This window comes from Brachybacterium sp. YJGR34 (assembly GCF_003347015.1).
In the GTDB taxonomy this organism is placed as follows: domain Bacteria; phylum Actinomycetota; class Actinomycetes; order Actinomycetales; family Dermabacteraceae; genus Brachybacterium.
Genome location: NZ_PNFB01000004.1, coordinates 220,294 through 246,279, shown reverse-complemented (window position 1 = coordinate 246,279; position 25,986 = coordinate 220,294). Strand labels below are relative to the sequence as shown.

Genomic DNA, 25,986 nt, shown 5'->3' with positions numbered 1-25,986 from the left:
CGCGCTCAGAGCACCGAGGCGAGGAATCCCTGCAGGCGCTCCGAGCGCGGGTTGTCGATGACCTGCTCGGGGGCGCCCTGCTCGAGGATGCGCCCCTCGTCCATGAACACCACCTGGTCCGCGACCTCGCGGGCGAAGCCCATCTCGTGGGTGACCACGACCATCGTCATGCCGTCGGCCGCGAGGTCCTTGAGCACCGCCAGGACCTCGGAGACCAGCTCGGGGTCCAGGGCGCTGGTGGGCTCGTCGAAGAGCATGAGCTCGGGATCCATCGCGAGCGCGCGGGCGATCGCGACCCGCTGCTGCTGACCGCCGGAGAGCTCCGAGGGGTAGTGGTCCGCGCGATCGGCCAGACCCACCCGCTCCAGGAGGGCGCGGGCCTTCGTCTCCGCCGCCGCCTTGGGCAGGCCGCGCACCTGCACCGGCGCCTCCATGACGTTGCCGAGCGCCGTGAGGTGCGGGAAGAGGTGGAAGCGCTGGAAGACCATGCCGATGCGGGAGCGCTGCGCGGCGATCTGAGCGGCGGAGAGCTTCTGCCAGCGGCCGTCGGGCAGCGGGTCCGGCGCGTAGCCCTGGACGACGTCCTCGATCAGCACCCGCCCCGCCGTCGGCTCCTCGAGCTGGTTGATGCAGCGCAGCAGGGTCGACTTGCCGGAGCCCGAGGGACCCACCAGCACCGCCACCTCGCCGGAGCGGACGGTGAGATCGCAGCCGGTCAGGACGTGCAGGTCGCCGAAGACCTTGTGCACGTCCTCGACGCGGATCACCACGGGGGACTCGTCAGTGCTCATCACAGCTCCACCTCCGGGAGGGGGTTCTTCGGGGTCGTGGCCGAGGAGTTCACCGCGGCCTGGCGGCCGTGCCCGCCGCCGCGGCGCGGCCCGGGGGTGCGGTCGTCGAAGCCGCGCCCGAAGTACTTCTCGAGGTAGTGCTGGCCCACCATCAGCACGCTGGTGATCGCGAGGTACCACAGGGCCGCGACGATCAGCAGCGGGATCGGGGTGAACAGCTTGTTGGCGATGCCGTTGGTCGCGAAGGTGAGGTCCAGCGTGAACGGCACCGCGAGCACCAGCGAGGTGGTCTTGAGCATCCCGATGGTCTCGTTGCCCAGCGGCGGCACGATCACGCGCATGGCCTGCGGGACGATGATGCGGCGCAGGATCTTGCCGTTGCCCATGCCCAGCGCCTTGGCGGCCTCGCTCTGCCCCCGGTCCACCGAGTTCAGGCCCGAGCGGATGATCTCGGCGAGATAGGCGCCCTCGTTGAGGCCCAGGCCGATCACCGCCGCCCAGAAGGCGGTGACCAGGTCGCGGGTGGAGAAGCTCCACAGCTCGGGACCGAAGGGCACGCCGATGACGATCTTGGGGACGATCACCGTGAACAGACCCCAGAACACCAGCTGCGTGTACACCGGGATGCCGCGGAAGACGAAGATGTAGACCCAGCTCACGCCGCGCAGTACGGGGTTGTCGCTGCGGCGCATGACGGCCGCGGTGAGGGCCACGATCGTGCCCAGCAGCATCGACATCACGGTCAGCAGCAGCGTCCAGCCGACGCCCTGGACGACCTTGACGTCCAGCAGGTAGGTCGCGACCGTGTCCCACTCGAAGACCGGGTTCGTGATGAGGAAGTTGACCAGGGCCAGGGCCAGCAGCGCGACGATCACCGCGGAGATCCAGGTGCCCGGCCGCGGGGCCGCCCGGGCGCGGATCGGCACGAAGTCCTCGCCGGCGGCGGGGGCGCCGACGGGCGGGGTCGGGGTCGGGGTGGTGCTCACGGCTGGGGGTTCACTTCCGCGGTCGGGATCATGCCGGATTCATTGCCCCATGCAGCGAGGATGCGCTCCATGTGGCCGGAGTCGATGAGGTGCTGGACGGCTGCGCGGATCGCCTCGGCCAGCTCGGGCTGGTCCTTGGCGACGACGATGCCGTTCAGGGCGGACTCCTCGATCTCGCCGATCGCCTCGAGCGTCCCGCGGGAGCGGGCGATGGCGTAGTTGGTCACCGGGGAGTCGGCCATGAGGATGTCCCCCTTGCCGCCGGCGACGTTGGTGGCGGCGTCGGAGTTCGAGGTGTAGGCGAGCACGTCGTAGGCGCGGTCCCCGCCGTCGCGGCACTCCTGGGAGCGCTCGGCGGAGAGCTCCTCCTGGTAGGTGCCCACCTGGAGGGCGACCCGCCGGCCGCAGAGGTCCGCCGGGTCGATGCCGTAGGGGTTGCCGGCCTTGACCGCGTAGGAGATGCCCGCCTGGAAGTAGGAGATCATCGTGACCGCCTCGAGCCGCTCCTCGTTGACGGTGAAGCTCGACATCCCGATGTCGTAGGTGGAGCCGACGGCGGGGATGATCTGCGCGAAGACGGCCGCCTCCGTGCGGGTGTCCAGCCCCAGCACCCGGCCGATCGCCGCGAGGATGTCGATGTCGTAGCCGACCGCCTCGCCGCTGGAGCCCACGAACTCCCCCGGCGCGTAGTTCAGGGCGGCGCCGTTGACCAGCTCGCCGCGGGCGCGGGTCTCCTCCGGCACCAGGGCGGCGATCTCGGGCACCTCCTCGATGCCGCTGAGGTCCACCTCGGGCACCGCGTTCGACTCGGCGTCCAGACGCTCGGAGGCGCGGGTGCAGGAGGCCAGCGCAGGGGTGAGCGCCGCCGTGGCCAGGGCCAGCGGGGCGGCGCGCAGCAGGGTGCGCCGACGGGGACGGGGCGAAGTCACCGGCGCACGATAGTCAGGGGTCTGCATGGCATCAAATCGACGTGTCGGAGGCCTCGCGGGCGGAGGCCGTATCGAATCCTGCCATGCGAACCCGGGAGTCGTCCCGCGGTCATCCCGGCATCATCCCGCCGGTGGTCGTCGGGACCTCCTCGGTGTGCCCCGCCTTCTCCTCCTCCGCGTCGATGTCCACCGCGGCGCCCTCGAACTGCGAGCGGTACAGCCGCGCGTAGGCGCCGCCGACCGCGAGCAGCTGGTCGTGATCGCCCTGCTCGACGATGTCCCCGCTCTCCATGACGAGGATGAGGTCCGCGTCGCGGATCGTCGAGAGACGGTGGGCGATGACGAAGGAGGTGCGGCCCTCGCGCAGGCGGTTCATCGCGTTCTGCACCAGCACCTCGGTGCGGGTGTCCACGCTCGAGGTCGCCTCGTCGAGGATCAGCAGGCTGGGCCGGGCGAGGAAGGCGCGCGCGATGGTGACCAGCTGCTTCTCGCCGGCGCTGAGGGAGGTCTCGTCATCGTCCACGACGGTGTCGTAGCCGTCCGGCAGCTGGCGAGCGAAGTCGTCGACATGGGTGGCACGGGCGGCCTCGATCACCTCCTCGTCGCTCGCGTCCAGGCGGCCGTAGCGGATGTTCTCCATCAGGCTGCCCTTGAACAGCCAGGTGTCCTGGAGGACCATCCCGGTGCGCTCGCGCAGCTGGGCGCGGGTGAGGTCGCGGATGTCGATCCCGTCGATGGTGATCCGGCCGCCGTCCACCTCGTAGAAGCGCATCACGAGGTTCACCAGCGTGGTCTTGCCGGCGCCGGTGGGGCCCACGATCGCGACCGTGTGCCCGGGATCGGCGACCAGCGAGAGGTCCCGGATCAGCTCGCGGTCGGCCTTGTAGGAGAAGCGCACGTGCTCGAACTCGACCCGGCCCTCGCGGATGCCCGCGGCGGCCGAGTGGTCGACGGTCTCGAGCTCCTGCTCCTCGGCGTCCAGCAGCTCGAAGACCCGTTCCGCGCTCGCCACCCCGGACTGCAGCATGGTGGCCATCGAGGCGATCTGGGAGAGCGGCTGGGTGAACTGGCGCGAGTACTGGATGAACGCCTGCACGTCGCCCAGGGTGAGCTGACCGGAGACGATCCGCAGCCCGCCCACGATCGCGACCACCACGTAGGACAGGTTCCCCACGAACATCATCAGCGGCATGATCAGGGAGGACACGAACTGCGCGCCGAAGGACGCCCGGAACAGCTCCTGGTTGCGCCGCTCGTAGCGGGCGGCGACCTCGTCGCGGCGGCCGAAGACGGTGACCAGGCTGTGGCCGGTGTACGCCTCCTCCACCTCGGAGTTCACCACGCCGGTCGCGTCCCACTGCTGGGCGAAGAGCTTCTGGGAGCGGGAGCCGACGATGCCGGTGAGCACGAGCGCCACCGGGATCACGGCGAGCGCGATGAGCGACAGCTGCCAGGAGATCAGCACCATCATCACCAGCACGCCGATCACCGTGAGGATCGAGTTGACCAGGCCCGTGATCGTGTTCATCAGGGTGTTCTGGATGTTGTCGATGTCGTTGGTGACGCGGGAGAGGATCTCGCCGCGCTTCATGCGGTCGAAGTAGCTCAGCGGCAGGCGGTGCAGCTTCTCCTCCACGTCGCGGCGCAGCCGGTACACCATCCGCACCAGGATGCGGTTCAGGGCCACCCCCTGCAGCCACATGAGCAGGGCGGAGATCGCGAAGAGGCCGACGGCCAGGGCGAGCGTCTGGTACAGCGCGGTGAAGTCGATGCCCTGGCCGGGGGTGAGGGTCATGCCCGAGAGCATGTCCGCGAACTGCTCCTCGCCCTCCGCGCGCAGCTGTGCGATGACCTCCTCCGGCTCCGCCCCGGCGGGCAGCTCCTTCGAGATCAGGCCGGTGAAGATGAGGTCGGTGGCGCGGCCCAGGATGCGCGGGCCCACCACGCCGAGCGCCACCGAGACCGCCCCGATGAGGATCGCGGCCAGCAGGTACCGGCGCTCCGGACCGATCTCCCGGACCAGACGCTTGGTCGAGGGCCAGAAGTTCTTCGCGCTCTGCCCGGGGCGCAGCCCGCGCTCGGCGGCCTTCTCGCTCGCGATCTCCTCGGCCGCGGCCGCCTCGTCGCCGGCACGCTGTGCGGACTTCTTCTGCTCGGACATCAGGCCACCTCCTCCTCGACGCCCTGCGAGCGGACGATCTCCTGATAGGTCTCCGAGCGTTCCAGCAGCTCGGCATGGGTGCCCTGGTCGACGATCCGGCCGTTGTCCATCACCAGGATCAGGTCCGCGGAGGTGATGGTCGAGACGCGCTGGGCGACGATGAGCACCAGGGCGTCACGCGTCTCCGGCGCCAGGGCGCTGCGCAGCCGCGCATCGGTGGTGAGGTCGAGCGCGCTGAAGGAGTCGTCGAAGAGGAACAGCGAGGGCTCGGCGACCAGGGCGCGGGCGATGCACAGGCGCTGGCGCTGTCCGCCCGAGACGTTGGTGCCGCCCTGCGCGATCGGCGAGTCGAGCTGCTCCGGCATCGAGGCGACGAAGTCACGGCCCTGGGCGACGGTCAGGGCGTGCCACAGCTGCTGCTCGTCGGCCTCGGGGTTGCCGAAGCGCAGGTTCGAGGCGATGTCCCCGGAGAACAGGAAGGGGCGCTGCGGGACCAGGCCCACCCGGTCCCAGAGCACCCGGGCATCGAGGTCGCGGACGTCGTGCCCGTTCAGCAGCACGCGGCCCTCGCTCGCGTCCATCAGGCGCGGGACCAGGTTCACCAGGGTGGTCTTGCCGGCACCGGTGCCGCCGATGATCGCGACCGTCTCCCCGGCGCGGGCGGAGAAGGAGATGCCCTCGAGCACCGGGCGCTCGGCGCCCGGGTAGGTGAAGGAGACGTCCTCGAAGGTCAGCTCGATCGGCCCCTCGAGCGCGCGGACGCCGTCGGTGCGCTGGACCACGCTGGTCTCGGTCTCGAGCACCTCGGTGATGCGATCGGCGGAGACCATCGCGCGCGGGATCATCATGGTCATGAAGGTCGCCATCATCACGGCGATGAGGATCTGCATGAGGTAGGCGATGAAGGCGGTGATCGAGCCGATCTCCATCTGCCCGTCATCGATGCGCGGCGCGGCCACCGCGAGCACCGCGACGCTGGAGATGTTCAGGATGAACATGATGATCGGGTTGATGAGGATCATCAGCAGGCCGATGCGGCGGTTGAGCTCGGTCAGCTCGTGGTTGACCGTCTCGTAGCGCTCGCGCTCGCGGTCCTCGCGCACGAAGGCGCGCAGCACGCGGATGCCCGTGATCTGCTCGCGCAGCACCCCGTTGATGTCGTCGATCTTTCCCTGCATCTGCTTGAACAGCGGAGCCGCCCGCACGATGAGCATGCCCACCGCGATCAGCATGACCGGGACCATCACCGCGATCAGCCAGGCCATCCCCGGCTCCACCCGCAGCGCCAGCACCACCCCGCCGATCCCGGTCACCGGCGCCTGGACCAGCATGTTCAGGGAGAAGAAGACCAGCATCTGCACCTGCTGGACGTCATTGGTGGAGCGGGTGATCAGGGAGGGCGTGCCGAAGCGCCCCAGCTCGCGCGGGGAGAAGGAGTTCACCCGGGCGAAGACCTTCGAGCGCAGGTCCTGGCCCACCCGCATCGCGGACCGCGCCGCGAAGAAGTTCGCGCCGATCAGCGCGAGGATGTTCACCAGCGAGATCACGAGCATGATCCGGCCCAGCCGCCAGATGACGGGGACGTCCGCCTTCGCGACGCCGTCGTCGATGATGTCGGCGTTGAGCGTGGGCAGGTAGAGGGCGGCGAGCACCCCGGCGATCTGCAGGACCACCACCAGGAGCACCCAGATCCAGTACGGCCTGAGGTTCCCCAGCACCAGTCGCAGCAGCGTCACATCGTTCCTTCCGAAGGGGTCGCTGTGAGAGGCAGCGCACAGGCGACCGTCACATCATAGGGTTGCTGGCACGCTGTCAGCATCCGACCTCCGGAGGGGATCCCGGGTCCGATCGGGGCTCTGTCAGCCCTCGCCCGCGTCGCTCGCCCCCGCCCCCTCGGCGGCACCGAGGGACATGTCGGTCACCCGCCAGCGCTGGCCGTCCCAGGCGATCTGGGCGACGATCTGCCCGGAGACCGCGTCGACCGGGGTGGGCGCCCGGGTCGGGTCGTCGACGATGGTGCTCTCCTGCTGCGCGAAGTCCGCGGTGACCTCGCCGGTCGCCGGCGGTTCGCCGGTGCCGGTGAAGGAGGTGCCCTGGACCTCGAAGGCACCGCCCACCATGTAGCCGTCCTGCTCGGCCAGGAGCGCGGCGTTGTCCAGGAAGGTCACGCAGACCTGGCAGTTCGGATCCACGGAGTTCGCCCACACCGAGACGTCGCCGCTGCTCATCATGTACGCGTAGGACTCGAGCAGGTAGGTGAGGGTCGCCTCCGCCCCCTCGGCGGTCTGCTCCGTCAGGCCGGCCGGCTCCTCGGGGCGGGGCAGCTCGGGTCGAGGCGGCTGATCGGCCGGGTCGACCTCCGGGCGCTGGTCGACGGGCGCCGAGCTCTCGGCCGCCGGGTCCTCCTGGTCCGGGCCGAGGAGCTGGCTGAGGCCGACGGCGCCGATCGGCACCACGAGCAGGAGGGCGAGCGCGATCACCACGAGGCGCTGGGCGGGACGTTTCACGCCCACCACGGTAGACGACGCGGCTCCACGGGCCCGGGGAGGCTCAGGGGCTCGAGGGGGCAGCGCGGTAGAGGAACCAGTCGGTGCGGTACGGGAGGCCGATCACGGCGCCGCGCTCGTGGCCCAGGTGGTCGTGCAGGTACCAGTCGAGGTTGGCCAGCACCCGCTCGCGGCGCTCCTCGGTGGCGGTGAGGACGTAGCTGCGGGTCCGGGCGAGGTCGATGACGTCCTGGGTGGGCATCGGGTCCTCCCAGTCGTGCACCCCGCGCCGGAGCGGCGCGAGCTCGGGGCCGACGGTGGGGCGGAAGTCCTCGCGGTGGATGTCGCCGGCGTGCATGATCCGCGAGAGGCGGTGCACCCAGGGGATCGTCACGTCCAGCATGTTCCACACCAGCGCCAGCACCCCGCCCGGGGCCAGCAGGCGCGCGACCTCCGCGGAGGCGGCCGCGGCGTCGAACCAGTGCCAGGCCTGGGCGACGGTGACCAGCTGGGCCGAGGCGCCCTCCAGGCCGGTCGCCTCCGCCGGGGCGAGGTGGGTGGCCAGCGCGGGACCGCCCCGGCGCGCCGCGGCGAGCATCTCCGCGCTGGTGTCCACCGCGGTGACCTCGAGCCCTCGCTCACTCAGCGCCCAGGAGAGCTTCCCGGTGCCGGCGCCGAGGTCGATCGCGCGCGCCGCGCGCCCGTCGGCCCCCTCCGGGACGGAGTCGAGCAGCGCGTCGAGCACCGCCTCCGGATAGCCGGGGCGGAGCCGGTCGTAGTCCTCGCCCTGGTCCTGGAAGGCGGCGGCGAGGGCGCTCTTGCGCTCCGCGCTGCCGAAACGGGGCTCGTCGCGGCCGGAGATCGGCGGGACGGGCGGGTGCAGGGCATCGGACACGAGCGGTCTCAGTGGGTGATGGTGGTCTGCTGGTACAGCGCGAGGCGGAGACGACCGTCGATCTCGCGGTAGGCGCTGGTCATGAGGGCGGTGAAGAGCTCCTCGCCGCGACGGGCCTCGGCCGTGTAGACGAGCGCCGCGGCGCCGGGGCCGAGGTCGATCCGGCGCGGGTCCTGGAGCGTGAAGGCGTCCCACGCCGGGGCGCCGTCGAGGGAGGCGACGACCGCGTCCCGGTCCAGCACCATGCCGTTGACCAGGACCATCACCGCGTCCTCGGTCATCAGCTCGCCGTAGAAGGTGCCGCCCTCGCCGCGGCAGAGAGCCTCCCAGCCCTCGTGCTCCCGACGTACGAGGTTCTCCCGACTGGTGAGCGCTGCGGTGTCCATGCGGACATCCTGGCAGAGGGGATCGGATCCTGTCTGCGCCCTGTCTCAGCGGGACTGGCGGTGGGCGACCCAGGAGCGGTGGAGGCCGGCGTAGATGCCGTCCTCGAGGTCCACCAGCTCAGCGTGCGTGCCGTGCTCGACCAGGGATCCGTCGTCCAGCACCATGATCGCGTCCGCCCGCTCCGCGGTGGAGAGGCGGTGGGCGATGGTGATCGTGGTGCGGCCGCGGGCGAGGCCGTCGATGGCCTGCTGGAGGCGGACGTCCGCCGCGGGGTCGACGGCGCTGGTGGCCTCGTCGAGCACGATGATGTCCGGATCCGCGAGATAGGCGCGGGCCAGGGCCACCAGCTGCCGCTCCCCCGCGCTGAAGGACTCGCCGCGCTGGCCGACGGGGGTGGACAGGCCCTCGGGCAGCTCGTCCGCCCAGGTGCCCAGGCCCAGCTCGTCCAGGGCGCGGCGCATCTCCTCCTCGGTCGCCTCCGGCCGCCCGTACAGCAGGTTGCCGGCCACGGAGGTGTCGAAGAGGAAGCCCTCCTGCGGCACCATGATCACGCGCGAGCGCAGCGAGGCGTAGGGCACCAGGTGCAGCGGCACGGAGCCGATGCGGATCTCCCCGCCGGCGGGGTCCATGACGCGGGTCAGCAGCTTGGCGAAGGTGGTCTTCCCGCTGCCCGTCTCCCCCACGATCGCGATGCGGGAGCGGGCGGGGATGTCCACGTCGATGCCGTGCAGCACCTCGGGGCCGGTCGGATAGGAGAAGCGCAGGCCGCGCACCTCGATGTCGAGCAGCCCGTCCGGCAGCGGCGTCGCCCCGGGCACGGGCTCGCGCCGGGTGCCGGTGTGGGGGTCCATGCCGCCGGCGGGGTCGGCGACGTCGGCCGGGGTGTCGAGCACGCCCAGCACGCGCCGCCAGCCGGCCACCGCGTTCTGCGCCTCGGAGAGCATCTCGATGCCCATCCGGACCGGCTGGCTGAACAGCGAGACGAGGAAGATGAAGGCGACCACGGCGCCGGCGGTGAGGTCGCCGCCGGGCAGGTCCAGACCCAGGGCCTGCGTGCCCAGCAGCACGCCGACCACGACCACCACGGCGGTGGCCAGGCCGTCGGCCGTCTCCGAGAGCAGGAAGGACAGCGACTGCGGCTTCAGCACCGAGAACTGGGCGGAGCGGACCTCCCGGACCCGGTCCACCTGCCCGCGGCGGCTGCGGTCCTCGATGTCGTAGGCGCGCACGGTCGCGGCGCCGACGAGGGACTCGGAGACGGTGCCCAGCATCCGGCCGACGTTGGTGCGCACCACCTGGTAGCGGGCGCGGATGCGCTTCTGCAGGAAGCCCATGATGATGAGGATCGGGAGGTAGCAGATCCAGACCACCAGCGCGAGCGGCCAGGAGTAGGCCACCATCACCCCGGTGGCGAGCACCACCTGCAGGCTCATCACCACCAGCATGATGCCGCCGAAGCTCATGAACTGGCTGACGGTGTCGACGTCGCTGGTCACGCGGGAGACCAGCGCGCCGCGCTGCTCGGTGCCCTGGGTGAGCAGGGAGAGGTCGTGGATGTGGCGGAAGGCGCGGGTGCGCAGGGTCGCCAGCGAGGTTTCCGCGAGGCGGAACAGCCGACGGTTCATGAGCACGTTGCATCCCGCGGTGACCAGCAGCACCAGCGCGGCCAGCCCGGCGGCCCCGGCGACGAAGGCGACGTCCGGGGACTCGGGGGCGATGATGCCACGGTCCAGGATCGACTGCACGGCAATCGGCACCACCACCTTGCCGGCGGTCGCGACGACGGCCAGCAGCAGGGTGATCCACAGCCCGCGCAGCAGCTCGGGGGTGAGCGCGAGGCCGCGGCGGATGGTCCCGAGGGCGCCCTCGTCGGTGGTGGTCTCCGTGCCGAGAGACGAAGAGGTGGCGGGGGCGGCGGTCATCGTCGGTCCTCCTCGTCGTCCTGGCCGACGGCCGGGGTGGCACCCGTGATCGCGGGCACCTCCTGCTCGCAATCCTCGTCGGCCCATTCCTCCTCGTGGCGCAGGCGGCCGGCGCCGTGGCGCTCCACCGCCGCCTCGACGGCGCGGGCGCGCTGGGCGGGCACCGCCACGGCCGGGTCGGGGCCGTCGCTGGGCTGGGGGCCGGAGGCCTCCAGCAGGCTGTGGGAGATCGCGGCCTCGTCGTAGGCGTCCACCAGGGCGCGGTAGCCCGCGGCGGTGCTGCGCAGCTCCTCGTGGGTGCCGGTGGCGGCGACCTTCCCGTGATCGAGGAAGACCACCTGGTCCGCGAGGGAGATGGTGGACTTGCGGTAGGCGATCAGCAGCAGGGTCGAGCGGGTCATCTCGGTGCGGATGCCGTCGAGGATCGCGAGCTCGACGCTGGGATCGCAGGCGCTGGTGGCGTCGTCCAGGATGAGCAGCCGGGGCCGGCGTGCGAGCGCGCGGGCCAGGGCGATGCGCTGGCGCTGCCCGCCGGAGAGCGAGCCGCCCCGCTCCCCCAGCTCGGTGTCCAGGCCGTCGGGCAGGGCGTCGACGAAGGCCTCCGCCTGCGCGACGCGCAGCGCCCAGCGCACGGTCTCCTCGTCGATGTCCTCCCCGAGGGTGACGTTCTCCCGCACGCTGGCGTCGAAGACGAAGGCCTGCTGGAGCACGAGCGCCACGTCCGCGGTGAGCGCCTCGGCGGTCAGGGTGCGCAGGTCCGCGCCGTCCAGGCTGATGCTGCCGGCGCTGGGGTGGATCAGGCCCGCGGCGAGCAGGGCGAGGGTGGACTTGCCGGAGCCGGTGGCGCCGACGACGGCCAGCACGCGGGTGCCGGCCCCGGGGTCCGCGCGCAGCGAGACGTCGGTCAGCGACCGGCTGGTGCGCACGTGGAGGTCCTCGGCGCGGGTGCCGCGGCCCAGGATGACCTGGGAGGGGTCGTCGCGGTAGACGAAGGTGACGTCCTCGAGGGCCAGCACGCCGGGGCCGTCCGGGAGGGGGTCCGGTCCATAGGTGCGCTCCTCGGTGACCTCGAGGATCTGCTGGACGCGGCCGCCGCCGACGACGGTGCGGGACAGGTCGCCCAGCACCCAGCCGAAGGAGCGGATGGGCAGGGCCATCAGCGTGAACAGGTAGGAGACCTCGACCAGTTGGCCGGTGGTGAGGTGGCCCTCACCGATCCTCCAGGCGCCGAGCACCGCGACGGCGAGGATGCCGAGGTTGGGCAGGGCGTCGATCGCGGGGTCGAACCAGCCCCGCACGTAGCCGAAGCGGATGCCGGTGCGGCGCAGGTCCTCGGCGGCGCGGGTGAAGCGGCGCTCCTCGATGTCCTCGCGGCCCAGGGACTTCACGACGTTGGCGCCGTCGAAGGACTCGTGGGCGATCTCGGCGACCTCGGCGCGCAGCTGCTGGGAGCGCATCGCGATCGGCGTCGCGTAGTGCTGCAGCAGCACGTTCAGCGCGATGAGCAGGAGGATCAGCGCGAGCATGACCAGCAGGATCACGGGGTCGATGCGGGCCACCACGATCGTCGCGTAGACCAGCATGACGATGGTGGCCAGCGCGAAGGGGAAGGGCGCCATCGCGAAGAAGGCGGCCTCGACGTCGGAGTACATCGCCGACAGCAGGGTGCCGGTGGCCTGGCGGCGGTGCCACAGCAGCGGCACCTTCGCGTAGACCGCGGAGAGGCGCTCGCGGTAGAGCCGGAACAGGTCGTACTGGGCGCCGGCGGCGAAGATGCGGCGGGCCATCACGGAGACGGCGCGGGCCACCGCGATGCCGAGGATCGCGGCACCGCCGCCCAGCAGCAGCGCGGGGCTGATCTCCCCGCTCGCGAAGGAGGGCACGACGACGTCCTCGGTGACGCGGCCGACGATCGAGGAGGTCGCGATCTGCAGCAGGGCGAAGGCGATCGCGCCGAGGATCGCGAGGGCGAACCAGGGACGGACCTCCCAGGCGCCCGTGAACAGGCGCTTGAGGCCCGGGACGAGGACGGCGGGGGTGCGGCGGGTGGGGTCGGCGGGGCGCGTGGGGTCGGGGTGGGCGCTCATACGGAGACGAAGTGGACGACGACGGCGACGGCGAAGGTGATGGTCGAGAGCATCGCCAGGGAGAACTCGATGAGGATGCCGATGCCGAGGGCCTTGAGGGCCACGCTCATGGAGGTCAGGCCCTGGCGCAGGTCCTTCGTGCGCGCCGCCTCGGCGATGTACAGGCCCAGCAGGAAGCCGATCGGCAGGCCCAGCAGCGGGATGACGAAGAAGCCGACGATGCCCGCGGCGATGCCGACGTAGATCGGCCACATGGGGACCTCGGCCTGCTGGAGGCGGCGGCCGGTGAGCACGTAGCTGGTGCCCATGCCGATCACCCCGAACACGAGGACCAGGCCGAAGGCGACCCAGGCGGGCCAGCCGCCCACCACGATCGCCCAGACGAGGGTGGCCGCGACGATGGTGATGGTGCCGGGGAGCACGGGCACGATGATGCCCGTGAGGCCCACGATGTAGGCCAGGCCGGCGAGGACCGTCACCACGATCTGGACGGTCAGGGAGTCCACCACGGTCGTCCTCCACGGGGGTGAGATGGGTCGGTGCGGCCGGGGAGCGGGCGGGGAAAACGCCTGCCGGGCCGTGTCCATCCTAGCCGGGATGCCACGTGGGAACGTTCACGTCCCCGGATGGATCCCGGCGACGGCTCGCCGTCCAGCCGCGGATCGTACGGTGCCCGGGTGAGCGAGTTGATGCGACTGGCGGTGGTGGGGGTCGCGGGCGGCCTCGGGGTGTTCGCGGTGATCCTGCTGCCCGCCGCGGCCCTGCAGCGCCGACGCTTCGGGCGGGTGCGTCCGCTGCGCCTGCTCGCCGTCGCCGCGATCTGCGTGTACACGATGACGCTCGCGGGCCTGACCATCGCCCCCGCGTACGACGTGGAGAGCACCTGCCGGGACCGGGCGGGCGGCGCGGCCCGCTGGGACCCCTTCCGCACGGCCCGGGAGGTGCTGGGACTGCACCGGGAGGGAGCCGCCTGGTGGGAGGTGGCCGGGAGCTTCCCGGTACTGCAGCTCGCGATGAACATGGCGCTGTTCGTGCCGCTGGGGCTGATCCTGCGCGGGGTGTTCCGCCGTGACGCCACCACCTCGGTGGCCATGGCGATGCTGCTCTCCGCGCTGATCGAGGTCACCCAGTTCACGGGGGCGTTCGGGCTGTATCCGTGCGGGGTGCGGATCGCGGACATCGAGGATCTGCTCGCCAACACCGCCGGCGCGCTGCTCGGGGCGCTGTGCGCTCCGCTGCTGAGGCGGCTGGGCGTGCCGCTGTTCGTGCGGGAGGAGCGGGCGGATGCTCGCCGCTGAGCCGTGCCGGCCTCAGGGCAGGTGCACGACCTGCCCGGCGTAGGAGAAGCCGCCGCCGAAGCCGAGCAGCAGGGCCGTCGCGCCGTCGGGGATCCGGCCGGCCTCGCGCAGCCGCGAGATCGCCAGCGGGATGGTCGCGGCGGAGGTGTTGCCGGAGGTGGTGACGTCGTCGGCGACGATCGCATCGGACCGGAGACCCAGGGACTCGGCGAGCGGCTCGATCATCCGCAGGTTCGCCTGGTGCGGGACGAACACGTCGATGTCCGTCATCTGCACCCCGGCGGCCTCGATCACCCGCTGGGCGATGACGGGCGCCTCCCGCAGCGCCCAGCCCAGCACCTGGCGGCCGTTCTGCGCGAAGGTCCCCGCGGGCGGGGAGATGGTCACGGCGTCGACGAGCTCGGGGACGGTGCCCCAGACGACGGGGTGGACACCGGCCTGCTCGCTCGCGCGCAGCACCACGGCGCCGGCACCGTCCGCGGTGAGGACGCAGGTGGTGCGGTCGGTGTAGTCGGTGACGGCGGAGAGCTTCTCCGAACCGATGACCAGGGTGGTGCCGGAGGCGCCGGCGCGGATGCCCTGGTCGGCGACGGCGAGGGCGTGGCTGAAGCCGGAGCAGGCGGCGCCCAGGTCGAAGGCGGCGGGGGCGTCGAGGCCCAGCTCGCGCACGACGCGGCCGGCGGCGCTCGGGGAGCCCTCGTCGTTCGAGCAGGTCGCGACGATGACCTGGGTGACCTCGGCGGGGTCGATGGCGGCGTCGGCGAGGGCCGCGCGCGCGGCCTGGGACGCCATCTGCGCGACGGTCTCGGACTCGCCGGCGATGCGGCGCTGCTCGATGCCGGTGCGGCGGCGGATCCAGTCGTCGCTGGTCTCGACCATCTGCTCGAGGTCATGGTTGGTGAGGATGCGCTCGGGCCGGTGGTGGCCGATGCCGATGATCGAGGACCCGGCGGCGGTGGATGTCATGGAGGTCCTCCCTGCAGACCGACTGGGGGCGGCCCGGCTGCTCGCGGGCCCGTCCCATCATGGCGCATCCGCGCTCAGGCCGTGATGGTCAGCGTGGAGCGTTCATCGGCCCCGCGGCGCACGTGGATCTGCTCTGCGATCTGCGCTTTCATGTCCCCGACGTGGCTGACGATGCCGATCGCGCGCCCGTTCTGGGCGAGGTGACCGATCTCGCGCACCACGGTCTCGAGGGTCTCGGGGTCCAGGGAGCCGAAGCCCTCGTCGATGAAGAGGGTCTCCATCGCCACGCCCCCGGCCTCGCCGGCGACGATGTCCGCCAGGCCCAGCGCGAGGGCGAGGGAGACGAAGAAGGTCTCGCCGCCGGAGAGCGTCTCGGGCACGCGCACCTGGTCGGTGCGGCGGTCCAGGATCAGCAGGTCCAGGCCGGTCTTCTTCGCGCCGCGGGCGCCGGGGTCGCGCTGCAGCTCGAGATCGGAGCCGGAGAACAGCGCCAGGCGCGCGTTCGCGGCGGTGATGACGGCGTCCAGGCGCCACATGAGCACGAAGGTGGACAGCTGGATCCGCTGGCCATCGGCCGAGCGGCCGGTGGCGAGGTCCGCCACGCGCACCACCACCCCGGCCCGCTCGCCGACGTCCCGGACCTGGTCCGCGGCGGCGGCCAGGGCGGTGCGGGCGGCGGTGCCGCGCTCGGCGATCGCGCCCTGGCGGGCTGCGATGCCGTCGGCCTCGCGGGCCGCGGCCCGGGCGGCGGCGAGGGTCTCCTCGGCGGTCTCGCGCCGGGCTGCGGCCTCGGTGCGGGCCTCCTCGGTGGCGGGGGCCTCGGCGATCCCCTCCTCGGCGAGGCCGTCGCCGAGCCGGGACTCCTCGACCGCGCGGGTCCGGACCAGCTGCTCGAGACGGCGATGCTCCGCGTCCTCGAGCACCGCGGCGCGGGCTTCCTCGGCGGTGGCGAGCTCGGCGGCGGCGAGCGCGTCGGCGGCCTCCTGGGTGAGCTCGGCGGCGCGGGCCTCGTCCTGGTCCCGGGTGCGCAGGGCCTCGCGGAGGGCGGTCGCGGCACGGGCGCGGGCGGTGTGGCCGCGGCGCCGCTCCTGGATCGAGCTGTCCTCGCCGCGGGCGGCGGTGAGGCGGTCGCGGTCCGCCTCGAGGGTGCGGGCCGCCTCCTCGATCGCGGTGCGCTCGCGCTCGACGGCGAGGGCCTCGGCCTCCCGGCGCCGGGTGAGCTGCTCCGTCTCCGCGTCGTGCGCGACGATCTTCGCCTCGAGCGCGGTGGCGGTGTCCTCGGCCGCGCGCGCGGCGGCGACGGCGGCTCGCGCCGTCTCGAGGGCGGCGGCGGCCTGCTCGGCGGTGAGCTCCCCGGCGGTCTCGCGGAGCCGCTCGAGCTCCTGGAGCGCGAGGGCATGGGCCTGTTCGGCGCGGGAGTGGGCGGACTCGGCGTCGCGGCGGGCGGCCTCGGCCGCCTCGACCTGCTCGGGGGTGACGGCGTCCTCGGCGGGATCGGCCGGGTGGGGGTGGTCGAGTGCGCCGCAGACGGCGCAGGCCTCGCCCGGGGCGAGGTCCGCGGCGAGCTCGGCGGCGATCCCGGCGAAGCGGCGCCGGCGCAGGGAGATCTCCTGCTCGCTGCGCTGCCGGGCGGTGGCCAGGGCGTCGGCCGTCGCGGTGCGGGCCGTCTCCACCGTGGCCTGCTGGGCGGTTGCGGCGGTGACGGCGCGGTGCTTCTCCTCGGCGGCCTGCTGGGCGAGCCGGGCGTCGGCGACGGTGGCGGCGGTGGTGCGCGCCGCGTCGCGGGCGGCGACGAGCTCCTCGCGCTGGGAGGGCCGCTGCTCGAGCTGCTCGGCGAGGGTGCGCTGGGCAGTCCGGGACTCCTCGAGCGCCTCGCGCCGCGCGGCGAGGGCTCGCTCGCGCTCCGGGAGGGCGGCCTCGAGGGCGACGAGATCGGCGAGGGCGCCGGCGGCGGTGGTCGCCTCCTCGGCGGCCTCGGCGAGCGCCTCGGCGGCGGTGTCGTCGCCCTCGCGGTGCTCGAGGAGGTCCACGAGGTCCGGATGGGCGGGCCGGGTGCTCGCGGCGCGCTCGGCGAGGGCCTCGATGGCAGTGGTGGCCTGGGCGGAGGCCGTATCGCGGCGGCGCAGCAGCTCGACGACGGGGCGCGCGGTGCGGTCCCGCTGCAGGGACTGCCGGGCGGCGCGGACGGTCGACTCGCTCTCGCGCAGCCGGGCGGCCAGGGCGTTCAGCTCGCGCCGACGGTCGATGCGGGCCACGGCGGTGCGCGCCGCCTCGGCCGCGGCGGCGGTCTGCTGCTCGCGGGCCTGGGCGTCCTGCTGGGCCTGGGCGGCGGCCCCGGCCTGGGCGGTGACGGCGGCGAGCTGGTGATCGGCCCGCTGCGCGAGCGGCTCGAGGCGGAGGGCGCTCGCATGCTTCTGCAGCGTGGCGGTCTCCTCGTCCTCGACCGCGGTGGCCTCGGTGAAGCGGGCCAGCGCGGTCAGGAGCGTCTGCGTGGCGGCGTCGACCTCCCGCTTGGCGCTCTTGCGCATCTCCTCGAGCTGCTTCTCGACGCCGGCGTAGATCTCGGTGCCGAAGACGCGCTGCAGCACCTGCTGGCGCTCCTTGGTGTCCGCGCGCAGGAAGCGGGAGAACTCGTTCTGCGGCAGCAGGACGGTCTGGGTGAACTGGTCGCGGGTCAGCCCCACGGCGCGCTGGATCTCCCGGCCCACCTCGTCGATGCGGCTGGCGACCACCTCGACCCCGGCGCCGCCGCCGGCATCGTCGGCGATCACGGCGGGCAGGGCCTGCGGGGAGCCGATCCGCCACAGCACGGCCCGGGCCTGCTCCTTCGTGGTGCCGGAGCCGCGCAGCTTGGGACGCTGGAACTCGGGCTGGCGGCGCACGCGGAAGATGCCGCTCGCGGTCTCGACGATCAGGTCCACGACGCTCGCCTCGGTGGGCGCGGCGAACTGGGAGCGGATGCGATCCGCGCTCGTGGCCTGCCCGGCCACCTGGCCGTAGAGGCCGTAGACGATGGCGTCCAGGATCGTGGACTTGCCGGAGCCGGTGGGGCCCTCGAGCAGGAACATGCCGCTCGCCGAGAGAGCGGCGAAGTCGATGTCGACGGTGCCGGCGAAGGGGCCGATGCCCCTCAGGCGCAGGTGGTGGAGCTTCACGAGGCCTCCTTCAGGTCCCGCGCCCGGGTGTAGGCGCGCTCGAGCACCGCGTGCTCCGCGGTGGTGGGGGCGGCGTGGGTGACGGCGGTGAGGAACTCGTCCATCACCTCCAGCGGGTTCGCCTCGCGACGCACCACCGGGGTGCTCTCGTGGGCGCTGCGGCCCTCGGGGGCGTACTCCGTCAGCAGCAGGTGGGGGTAGGCGTCCCGGAGCTGCTCCTGCAGGTGGGGCGCGCGGGAGGTGTCGGTGACGACGGCCTTCAGCCAGTCGCCGGCGTGCTCATCGCGGCGGGCGAGGATCTCCTCGAGGGTGCCGCGGAGCTCGGTGAGGGGCCGCGGGATCGGGGTGGGGACCCGCTCCACGCTCACCGCGGCGCCGGGGGCGCCGAGATCCACCAGCAGCACCGCCTTGCGCTGGGTCCGCTCGGAGAAGGAGAAGGCCAGCGGAGAGCCGGAGTACCAGGCGGGGGCGCCGACGGTGCGGGTGAGGTCCTGGCAGCCGTGCAGGTGGCCGAGCGCGAGATAGTCGATGCCGCCCAGCACGCCGGCGGGGACCGAGTCGACGCCGCCGACGGTCAGGTCGCGCTCGGAGTCGCTGCCCTGGCCCCCGGTGACGAAGGTGTGGGCGAGGACGACCGTGCGGGCGCCGGGATGCGCGGCGGCCCGCTCGCGCACCCGCTCGAGGGCGGCGCGGGTGACCGCCTCATGGCTGCGGGCCAGCGGCGGCTCCCCCGCGTCCACCAGCTCGATCCGTGCCCGGTCCGGCTCCAGGTAGGGCAGGCCGAAGAACAGCACCTCGCCGTGCTCGTCCTCGACGGCGACCGGGTGCTCGATGCCGGCGACGTCGGTGAGCAGATGGATGCCGGGCCGCATGAGGTCGCGCCCGAAGCCGAGCCGCTCGGGAGAGTCGTGGTTGCCGGAGGTGACCACCACGGTGGCGTGCTCGGCGAGGCGTCCGAGCGCCCCGTCCAGCAGGGTCACGCTCGAGACGGCGGGGACGGCGCGGTCGTACACGTCGCCGGGGATGACGACCACGTCGACCTCGCGCTCGATCACCAGGTCCACCAGCCAGTCGAGGAAGGCAGCCTGGTGCTCGTGGAGGTCGACCTTGTGCAGCGTGCGCCCCAGGTGCCAGTCCGAGGTGTGCAGGATTCTCATGGGCTCGACTCTACGAGCGGGTTCCGACGGACGAGGCGCGGGAGCCCTCGTCTCAGCCCAGCTCCCCCTGCTCCAGCATCCGCTCGAGCACCTGGGCGACACCGTCGGCGTTGTTGGAGCCCGTGACCTCCGCGGCGGCGCGGGCCACCGCCGCGTCGGCTCCCGCGACCGCGACGCCGTGCCCTGCCCAGCCGACCATCTCGAGGTCGTTGGGGGCGTCACCGAAGGCGACGACCTCGCTGCGGTCCACGCCCAGCTCCTCACAGAGGCGGGCCAGGGAGCTCGCCTTGGTGACCCCGGCGGGCTGCACCTCGAGGAAAGGGGCGTCGGAGTGGGTGAGCTCGACACCGTCGACCCCCAGCTCCCGGGCGGCCTCGAGCAGCTCGGCGGGCGTGCGCGAGAGGTGACGGACCACCAGCTTGAGGCTGGGCTCGGCCAGGACGTCCTCGAGCACGGCGACCGCCATGGACTCCGGGTCGCGCTTGTGGTCGGCGTAGGTGGCCGAGCGCGCGTAGTCGTGCTCGGCGAGGAAGACCTCCCCACCCTGGCGGACGCTCGCGTAGAGCAGGCCGGGGATGCGCTCGTTCAGCGCCGCGGCCAGCTCCTGCTGGGCCTCGACGGCGATCGCCTGCTCGAACAGCCGCTCGCCGGTGCGCCAGTGGAGGGCGAGGGAGCCGTTGCTGCACAGCACCCAGCCGTCGATCCCGGCCTGCTCGGCGATGTCCCGGACGCCCTCGGGCTGGCGGGCGGTGACGGGGACGACGGGTACGCCCGCGGCACGCACGGCGTCGAGTGCGGCGCGGGTGCGCGGGCTGACGCTGAGGTCGTCGTGCAGGAGGGTGCCGTCGAGGTCGGTGGCGACGAGTCGGTAGGTCACCTCGGGACAGTACCAGCGCTCGTGTCCTGGTCAGGGAGGGGCACGTCCAGCAGAGGACGGATCGCCGCCGGCGGGAAGTCCGGCCATGCGTCCTCCGGTCCGGCGCCGCGCTCCAGCAGGTGGCGATCGATGAAGCGCTGGGTCTGCCGGAGCACGCGCAGCCCGGTGTCCTGGCTGATCGTCCCGGACTCCATCGCGTCGGCGAACTCGTCGAGGTCGAGGATCTCGTAGCGCCGCCCGACGGGATGCACCACGAGATCGACGTCGAGGTCACGCACCACGATCCGGCCCTGCTCATCGGTGTCCAGCTCGACGAGGTCGATGTACCACCCGCCTGCCAGCGGAGGGGCCCAGTTCGTCGGTCGCCTCAGCTGGATGCCCTCGTCCGGGAGCACGAAGCACCGGTCGATCTCGCCCCCGCCCTCGATCCGATATTCCGGGAGGATCCGCACGTCGTAGGCGATGACGGAGCCGAGCCGCACGCCCCGGCACTCCTGCCCGCTGCGGTGCCACACGGTCACCTGCTCGAGGGCGTGAGCGGCGGCGGTGTCCATGGAGTCCTCCGGGGTGGTCGTCGGTCGTGTCATCGCCGAGGCTGTGGCAGGGCCGCGTCGTCGATGACGCGATCGATCCACGTCTGGCGCGGCAGGGAGGCGATGGCTGACTGCGGAAACCACCCCAGCTGCGACACCTCGTCCTGATCGGGGCGCGCCGCGGTCAGCAGCTCGCAGTCATACGCGACGGTCACGTAACCGACCTGGTGCCCGTTCGGGTAGGTGACAGTCATCGGCGGCCCGCCGTACGCGCCGACGATCCCTCGGATGCGGATCTCGGCGCCGATCTCCTCGACGACCTCGCGCACGAGGGCATCGGCGGGTTCTTCACCCGGCTCGACGCCACCGCCGATGAGGCTCCACGGATCCGAGTCGCGATGCCGGGCGAGCAGGTAGCGATCCCCCTCACGGATCACGGCGGTGACGCCGGGCAGGAGGAGGAGATCGTTCCCGATCCGCGAGCGGAGGGAGGCGACATAATCCGACATCGGCATCTCCGGAGTCTACGGAGCCTCGTGGCCTGAGCGGCGATACGTGCTCCGGGTGCTCGGTCGCGCGCTCGCCGGTCCACTAGCGTGCAGCCATGACGACGGCTCCCGCACCGAAAGATCGTCTCGAGCTGGCACGCCGGTTCACCACGGCTCTCACGAGTGCATGCCCCGGATCTCACGCCGACATCCAGGGGTCCCTCGCGACCGGTGGTGCCGATGAGTTCAGCGACATCGATCTCCTGTGGACGGTTCCACGCGGCCGTTTCGGGGAAGCCATCGGCTCGTCATCCGCAGTCATCGCGTCGGTGCAGCCCCTGCTCTCCTTCCGCATCGACCGCGAGGACCAGACGTCCAGGACTCGGCGGCTCATCTTCGCTCGGCTCCTCGCCGTCCCCCTCTGGTGGCCCCTGGATCTCGAGGTGCGCACGACCGCTGACGGCGCAGTCGAGGGCCCTACGGTCCCGCAGGTCCAGGAATGGGATCCGTATGAGAGCGCCGCCCAGAACGCCCTGGCCACCATCAAGGCTGTCAGGAGAGGACGTGATGACCTCGCTGAGGCGCTCCTGACCAGGGGGTACGAACGGATCGACCGTCCTCGTCCACAGACCGGCGTGCGGGACGACATCGTGCACCTTTCCGAAGTGATCGGACGCGAGCGCCCGCATCTGCTCGCCTTCACCACGGAGATCGTCACTGAGGCAGGACGGCAGCTCTGCGGCTCCGCTCACGACCTCTGAGCACAGGCCGGACAGCGGACCTGTCGACGGCGACACGCGCGCCTGTGCTGTGCTCAGACCATGATGGCGGCTCATCGCGGTGTGTACGGACTGTGGCAGCAGGACGGCCGTCTGGTTCTCGTCCGCAAAACGCGCGGACCATACACCGGGCTGCTGGACCTTCCCGGCGGCACCCCCGAGGCCGGGGAGACGACGGAGCAGACACTTCGCCGCGAGCTGCACGAGGAGACGGGCGTCGAGCTCACCGGCGTCCTGAGGATGTGCTCCTTCAGCATCCACGTCACTGCGGATGCCGAAGGCCTCCCGATCGACTTACTCCATGAAGGCTGGATCGCCGAGGTACAGGTCACCGGCACCCTTCGTGTCGACATCGTCGACGAGGACGTATCCGGCGTGGTGCTCGCCGACGCTCCCTCCCGCGAACAGCTCTCTCCCCTGGCTATCGAAGCTCTCCTGCTGTTCCCGCCGTACGCCATCAACGTTCCGGGTCCCCGCCTCAACGGGGACCGAGGCATACCGCCATCATGAGGCCACGGCGCAGTGCGTGGAGCTGCACATGGCGCGATCCCTGATTGCTACGGTTCCCGCCATGACTGTGACGTTGCGTCGTGCCGTACCCACGGACGAGCCGGAGCTGAGACGCGCAGTTCACGCCGCATGGCGATGGCACGAGCCATGGGACGAGAGGGCGTACCAGGAGCACGTCCGGGCGGGCGGTCCCGACTCCTATGTGGATGGCTTCGGAACCCGCATAGGCGATACCGGGATGATCGCCGTCGAGGGGACGGCGGTCTGCGGCGCCGCCTGGTTCCGTCTCTTCACTCGGGAGACCGCTCGCGCGGGATACGTCGACGATTCCACCCCAGAGCTCGTCCTGGCCGTCAACGAGGGGTTCCGACGGGCAGGCATCGGCAGCCGTCTGCTCGACGAACTGCTGCGTCGCGCCGACGAACTGCAGGTCCCGAGGCTGAGCCTCCATGTCGACGCAACCAATGCACCGGCGGCGGAGCTGTACAGGTCGCGAGGCTTCGAGGAGGTCCGAGCCGCCTCGAAGGGGGTGGTCATGGCATGGGCCCGACCGGGCGAGACGATCTTGCCCGGCACCGAGAACCGACCGCTGTGGGCCTGGGGCCATGAGGCTCCATGACGTCTCCGCAGAACGATGATGTCGAGCTGGCCCACCGGCTCGCCGACGTCGCCGACTCGATCAGTGCTCGACATTTCCCACGATCGCTCGCCACAGCACGAAAGGACGACGGCACCATGGTCAGCGCGGCCGACCTCGCCGTCGAGGAAGCACTGGTGGACATCCTGCGCGCCCAGCGACCCGGCGACGGCGTGCTGAGCGAGGAGAGCGGGACCGTCGCCTCCGGACGTCATCGGCAGTGGATCCTCGATCCGATCGACGGCACCGAGCCGTTCCTGGCCGGGCAGCGATCCTGGGGCACGCACATCGCCCTCGCCGTGGACGGCGAGGTGGAGATCGCCGTCATCACCCGGCCGACCGAGCGCCGGCGCTGGTGGGCCGTCCGCGGCCTCGGCGCCTGGTCCTCTCCCACGGGCCGAGCCCAGCAGACCGCCACACGGCTCGCGGTGTCACGGACCGACGTGCTCGCCGACGCACGCATCGGCGGCTTCGTCGCTCCCGGCTCCGAGATGGCCAGCGCGATCGCTCGGCACGGGCACTGGGTCGCCGACCCTCTGGGCGACATCATCGCTCTCGTCGAAGGCCGGGTCGATGCCGTCGTCGCCCCCGCAGGAGAGATCTGGGACCACGCTCCACAAGTCCTGCTCACCACTGAAGCCGGCGGACGGTACATCGACAAGCTCGGAGGCACGCGCATCGACGCGCACGGCGGCATCTACACCAACGACCTGCTCACCGAACAGGTGCAGGCCGTTCCCGAGCTGTGTCGCTTGGACGGGTGACTGCACTGTTCACGGCGACAGGGGCTCCGGCCGGCGATAGGTTGCCGGGATGACTCTGACGCTGATGTGCGGTCTCTCGTTCTCGGGCAAGAGCACCCTGGCCGCCCGGCTGGCTGAGGCGCTGCCCGCACGTGTGGTCAGCCTCGACCTCCTCAACGAGGAGCGCGGTCTGGACGGTGGACAGGGCATCCCGCTCGAGGAGTGGGCGACGACGAACCGGATGGCCCACGAGCGCGGTCACGAGCTCCTCGAGGCGGGTCATCACGTGGTCGTGGACGACACCGGTTCGCCACGTTTCATCCGCGAGGGATGGCGGGACGTCGCCGAGCGGTCGGGGGTGCCCTTCGCGCTCGTCTGGGTCCAGATCAGCGCCGCCCTGCAGGACGAACGAGTTCGCGCCACCAGGAGATCCCTCGACCGTCACGACGTCACGGACGCTGTCCTTCGGGAGCATCGCGCGACCTTCGAGCCTCCGACCGATGAGGACGCGCTGATCGTCGACGCTCGGTGTACCGACGATCCGGAGCAGGTGGCCGCGATCGCCCAGCGTCTCCGCTCACTTCAAGCCGGCTAGACAGGCACGGCTGCGAAAGGAAACCCTGCTGGCCGGGAGCCACAATTGGTCGTCGATCCCGGGGCCGCATCGGTACGCTCGCCCGATGCGAACCACCGTCGTCCAGCTCCCCACCTCCTTGGTGGCTCGGTACAGGGCCGTGGACCGGGAGTTGGTCGGTTCAGCCCTCGTCGACACTCCGTCGCACCTCGACCACCTCGCAACGGACATCGGACGACGAGGCATCCTCGTGCCGCTCGACCTCAGGTTCAATCGGCTCTTTGCGACCCTCGACGGAAACCACCGGATCGCGGTGGCTCTACGCCTCGGTCTGGATTATGTGCCCGTAGTGCTCCATCAGCTTCCTGAGCGTCCGAGACCGGACCACGCGAAACCGATGGCCGCCGCGGATCACCGCGTGCTCATCGGCGCGGGGGAATCTATGCAGCGCTGATCCATCGACGACAGTTCATGGCGCAGCGGGCCCGTTCGTCACCAGCGATCGCGGGGCGACCAGTACAACGCTCGCGCGCGTGGCATCGTGCCTCCGTGGCCGCCGCCCTGTGTGCGGAGCGTCCTGGACGCGCCGTAGATAGGGTCCTGCCCATGCCTCCCTCTCGTCCTCGACTTCGCCCCGGCGATCAGGTGCGCGTCGTCGCACCGGCGCAGTCTCGCGCCATGGTGATGGAGTTCGACCACGCGCGGATCATCGAAGAACGCTTCGAGGAAATGTCGCTTCGCCTGACCTACGGGCAGCACGTGGACGAGCGGGATCGCTTCGACTCCTCGTCCATCGACTCGCGGGTCGCAGACCTCCATGACGCGTTCTCTGACCAGGATGTTCGGGCGATCCTCACCGTGATCGGCGGCTTCAACAGCAATGAGCTGCTCCCCCATTCTCGACTTCGACCTCATCGCCGCGAACCCCAAGGTTCTCTGCGGCTACTCCGATATCACCGCATTGCAGTGCGCGATCCTCGCGCGCACCGGCCTCGTCACCTACAGCGGCCCCCACTGGTCCAGCTTCGGTATGCGAGACCACTTCACGCAGACCCAGGAGTGGTTCCGTCGCGCCGTCTGCGAGGAGGGTCCGTTCGACCTCGAGCCGTCGGCGGAATGGACGGATGACCTGTGGTTCGTAGATCAGGACGACCGTCGCCCCGCACCTAACCCCGGCTGGCAGACGCTCTCGGAGGGCGTCGGTGTCGGTCGCATCATCGGCACGAACCTCTGCACGCTCAACCTGTTGCAGGGCACTCCGTACATGCCCTCGTTGGACGGCGCACTGCTGGTCCTCGAGGATGACGCCGCCAGCGATGCCAGAGAGTTCGCTCGAAACCTCACCTCGCTGCTCCAGCTGCCCGACGCCGCTGGCGTCCAGGGACTCGTCGTCGGCCGGTTCCAACGCCAGTCAGCGATGACGGAGGAGCTGCTCTCCGAGATCGTTGCCCGCCAACCGGCCCTGATCGGAAAGCCCGTCGTGGCCGGCGCCGACATCGGACACACCATGCCGCTCGCGACCCTTCCCATCGGGGGACACGCTGAGGTCACTGTGGGAGACGGCGTACGCTTCCGGGTCTTCTAGGCCGAGCCGCTGGCTCCGAGAGAACCGTTGTTGGATCACT

Annotated in this window: 25 protein-coding genes and 1 pseudogene; 9 read left to right on the top strand and 17 right to left on the bottom strand. The window is 71.6% G+C overall.

Annotation, left to right across the window (positions count from 1 at the left end; translation table 11 throughout):
* Positions 1-5: 5 nt before the first annotated feature.
* From CXH06_RS06140 to CXH06_RS06090, 11 genes are all read right to left on the bottom strand, one after another.
* The gene (locus CXH06_RS06140; RefSeq protein ID WP_114854272.1) at positions 6-791 is read right to left on the bottom strand and encodes an amino acid ABC transporter ATP-binding protein; all 786 of its coding nucleotides are present in this window, start codon (positions 789-791) and stop codon (positions 6-8) included.
* Positions 791-1,777, bottom strand: coding sequence for an amino acid ABC transporter permease (locus CXH06_RS06135; protein WP_114854271.1), 987 nt, complete (start codon positions 1,775-1,777; stop codon positions 791-793). The genes CXH06_RS06140 and CXH06_RS06135 overlap by 1 nt, the downstream gene beginning before the upstream one ends.
* Positions 1,774-2,706, bottom strand: a complete 933-nt coding sequence (locus CXH06_RS06130; RefSeq protein WP_114854296.1) for an ABC transporter substrate-binding protein — start codon at positions 2,704-2,706, stop codon at positions 1,774-1,776. The genes CXH06_RS06135 and CXH06_RS06130 overlap by 4 nt, the downstream gene beginning before the upstream one ends.
* A 109-nt stretch (positions 2,707-2,815) precedes the next feature.
* Positions 2,816-4,867, bottom strand: a complete 2,052-nt coding sequence (locus CXH06_RS06125; protein ID WP_114854270.1) for an ABC transporter ATP-binding protein — start codon at positions 4,865-4,867, stop codon at positions 2,816-2,818.
* Positions 4,867-6,603 carry an ABC transporter ATP-binding protein gene (locus CXH06_RS06120; RefSeq protein ID WP_114854269.1) on the bottom strand — a complete coding sequence of 579 codons (1,737 nt, stop codon included), beginning with the start codon at positions 6,601-6,603 and terminating at the stop codon, positions 4,867-4,869. Before CXH06_RS06120 ends, CXH06_RS06125 begins: the two co-directional genes overlap by 1 nt.
* Positions 6,604-6,726: 123 nt before the next feature.
* The gene (locus CXH06_RS06115; protein ID WP_232820221.1) at positions 6,727-7,374 is read right to left on the bottom strand and encodes a DUF6318 family protein; all 648 of its coding nucleotides are present in this window, start codon (positions 7,372-7,374) and stop codon (positions 6,727-6,729) included.
* 43 nt (positions 7,375-7,417) lie between these two features.
* Positions 7,418-8,248: a class I SAM-dependent methyltransferase gene (locus CXH06_RS06110; RefSeq protein ID WP_114854267.1), complete on the bottom strand. Its 831-nt coding sequence runs from the start codon at positions 8,246-8,248 to the stop codon at positions 7,418-7,420.
* A gap of 8 nt (positions 8,249-8,256) precedes the next feature.
* Positions 8,257-8,634, bottom strand: coding sequence for a nuclear transport factor 2 family protein (locus CXH06_RS06105; RefSeq protein WP_114854266.1), 378 nt, complete (start codon positions 8,632-8,634; stop codon positions 8,257-8,259).
* Between the two features lie 45 nt (positions 8,635-8,679).
* Positions 8,680-10,557: an ABC transporter ATP-binding protein gene (locus tag CXH06_RS06100; RefSeq protein WP_114854265.1), complete on the bottom strand. Its 1,878-nt coding sequence runs from the start codon at positions 10,555-10,557 to the stop codon at positions 8,680-8,682.
* Positions 10,554-12,644 (bottom strand): ABC transporter ATP-binding protein, encoded by a 2,091-nt coding sequence (locus CXH06_RS06095; RefSeq protein ID WP_114854264.1) that lies wholly within the window; start codon positions 12,642-12,644, stop codon positions 10,554-10,556. Before CXH06_RS06095 ends, CXH06_RS06100 begins: the two co-directional genes overlap by 4 nt.
* The gene (locus CXH06_RS06090; RefSeq protein WP_114854263.1) at positions 12,641-13,153 is read right to left on the bottom strand and encodes a DUF456 domain-containing protein; all 513 of its coding nucleotides are present in this window, start codon (positions 13,151-13,153) and stop codon (positions 12,641-12,643) included. The genes CXH06_RS06095 and CXH06_RS06090 overlap by 4 nt, the downstream gene beginning before the upstream one ends.
* Before the next feature lie 168 nt (positions 13,154-13,321).
* Between CXH06_RS06090 and CXH06_RS06085 the strand changes: the two genes are divergently transcribed.
* Positions 13,322-13,942: a VanZ family protein gene (locus CXH06_RS06085; RefSeq protein WP_114854295.1), complete on the top strand. Its 621-nt coding sequence runs from the start codon at positions 13,322-13,324 to the stop codon at positions 13,940-13,942.
* Positions 13,943-13,954: 12 nt separating this feature from the next.
* On the opposite strand, the gene CXH06_RS06080 is transcribed toward CXH06_RS06085, so the two are convergent.
* From CXH06_RS06080 to CXH06_RS06055, 6 genes are all read right to left on the bottom strand, one after another.
* Complete coding sequence (locus tag CXH06_RS06080) at positions 13,955-14,908, bottom strand: beta-ketoacyl-ACP synthase 3 (protein WP_114854262.1); 954 nt, start codon at positions 14,906-14,908, stop codon at positions 13,955-13,957.
* 74 nt (positions 14,909-14,982) lie between these two features.
* Entirely contained in the window at positions 14,983-18,063 is a 3,081-nt protein-coding gene (locus tag CXH06_RS18700) for an AAA family ATPase (RefSeq protein ID WP_114854261.1), read from the bottom strand.
* Positions 18,060-19,220, bottom strand: a complete 1,161-nt coding sequence (locus tag CXH06_RS06070; protein ID WP_114854260.1) for an exonuclease SbcCD subunit D — start codon at positions 19,218-19,220, stop codon at positions 18,060-18,062. The genes CXH06_RS18700 and CXH06_RS06070 overlap by 4 nt, the downstream gene beginning before the upstream one ends.
* 52 nt (positions 19,221-19,272) lie before the next feature.
* On the bottom strand, positions 19,273-20,097 hold the full coding sequence (locus CXH06_RS06065) for a Cof-type HAD-IIB family hydrolase (RefSeq protein WP_114854259.1): 825 nt from the start codon (positions 20,095-20,097) through the stop codon (positions 19,273-19,275).
* Complete coding sequence (locus tag CXH06_RS06060; protein ID WP_114854258.1) at positions 20,094-20,684, bottom strand: DUF402 domain-containing protein; 591 nt, start codon at positions 20,682-20,684, stop codon at positions 20,094-20,096. The genes CXH06_RS06065 and CXH06_RS06060 overlap by 4 nt, the downstream gene beginning before the upstream one ends.
* On the bottom strand, positions 20,681-21,139 hold the full coding sequence (locus CXH06_RS06055; RefSeq protein ID WP_114854257.1) for an NUDIX domain-containing protein: 459 nt from the start codon (positions 21,137-21,139) through the stop codon (positions 20,681-20,683). The genes CXH06_RS06060 and CXH06_RS06055 overlap by 4 nt, the downstream gene beginning before the upstream one ends.
* A gap of 95 nt (positions 21,140-21,234) precedes the next feature.
* Between CXH06_RS06055 and CXH06_RS06050 the strand changes: the two genes are divergently transcribed.
* The 8 genes and pseudogenes from CXH06_RS06050 to CXH06_RS06020 all read left to right on the top strand — a co-directional run bounded on the left by CXH06_RS06050 (position 21,235) and on the right by CXH06_RS06020 (position 25,946).
* Positions 21,235-21,879, top strand: coding sequence for a hypothetical protein (locus CXH06_RS06050; RefSeq protein WP_114854256.1), 645 nt, complete (start codon positions 21,235-21,237; stop codon positions 21,877-21,879).
* 60 nt (positions 21,880-21,939) lie between these two features.
* Positions 21,940-22,407 carry an NUDIX domain-containing protein gene (locus CXH06_RS06045; RefSeq protein WP_114854255.1) on the top strand — a complete coding sequence of 156 codons (468 nt, stop codon included), beginning with the start codon at positions 21,940-21,942 and terminating at the stop codon, positions 22,405-22,407.
* A 238-nt stretch (positions 22,408-22,645) separates the two neighbouring features.
* Positions 22,646-23,026 (top strand): N-acetyltransferase, encoded by a 381-nt coding sequence (locus tag CXH06_RS06040; RefSeq protein ID WP_232820219.1) that lies wholly within the window; start codon positions 22,646-22,648, stop codon positions 23,024-23,026.
* The gene (locus tag CXH06_RS06035; RefSeq protein WP_114854253.1) at positions 23,023-23,808 is read left to right on the top strand and encodes an inositol monophosphatase family protein; all 786 of its coding nucleotides are present in this window, start codon (positions 23,023-23,025) and stop codon (positions 23,806-23,808) included. Before CXH06_RS06040 ends, CXH06_RS06035 begins: the two co-directional genes overlap by 4 nt.
* Positions 23,809-23,857: 49 nt before the next feature.
* On the top strand, positions 23,858-24,382 hold the full coding sequence (locus CXH06_RS06030) for an ATP-binding protein (protein WP_114854252.1): 525 nt from the start codon (positions 23,858-23,860) through the stop codon (positions 24,380-24,382).
* 85 nt (positions 24,383-24,467) lie between these two features.
* Positions 24,468-24,815, top strand: a complete 348-nt coding sequence (locus tag CXH06_RS06025) for a ParB N-terminal domain-containing protein (protein ID WP_114854251.1) — start codon at positions 24,468-24,470, stop codon at positions 24,813-24,815.
* A 17-nt stretch (positions 24,816-24,832) separates the two neighbouring features.
* A pseudogene (locus CXH06_RS18795) lies at positions 24,833-25,219 on the top strand (LD-carboxypeptidase); the annotation flags it as partial.
* Positions 25,220-25,241: 22 nt separating this feature from the next.
* The gene (locus CXH06_RS06020) at positions 25,242-25,946 is read left to right on the top strand and encodes an LD-carboxypeptidase (RefSeq protein WP_232820218.1); all 705 of its coding nucleotides are present in this window, start codon (positions 25,242-25,244) and stop codon (positions 25,944-25,946) included.
* Positions 25,947-25,986 lie beyond the last annotated feature (40 nt).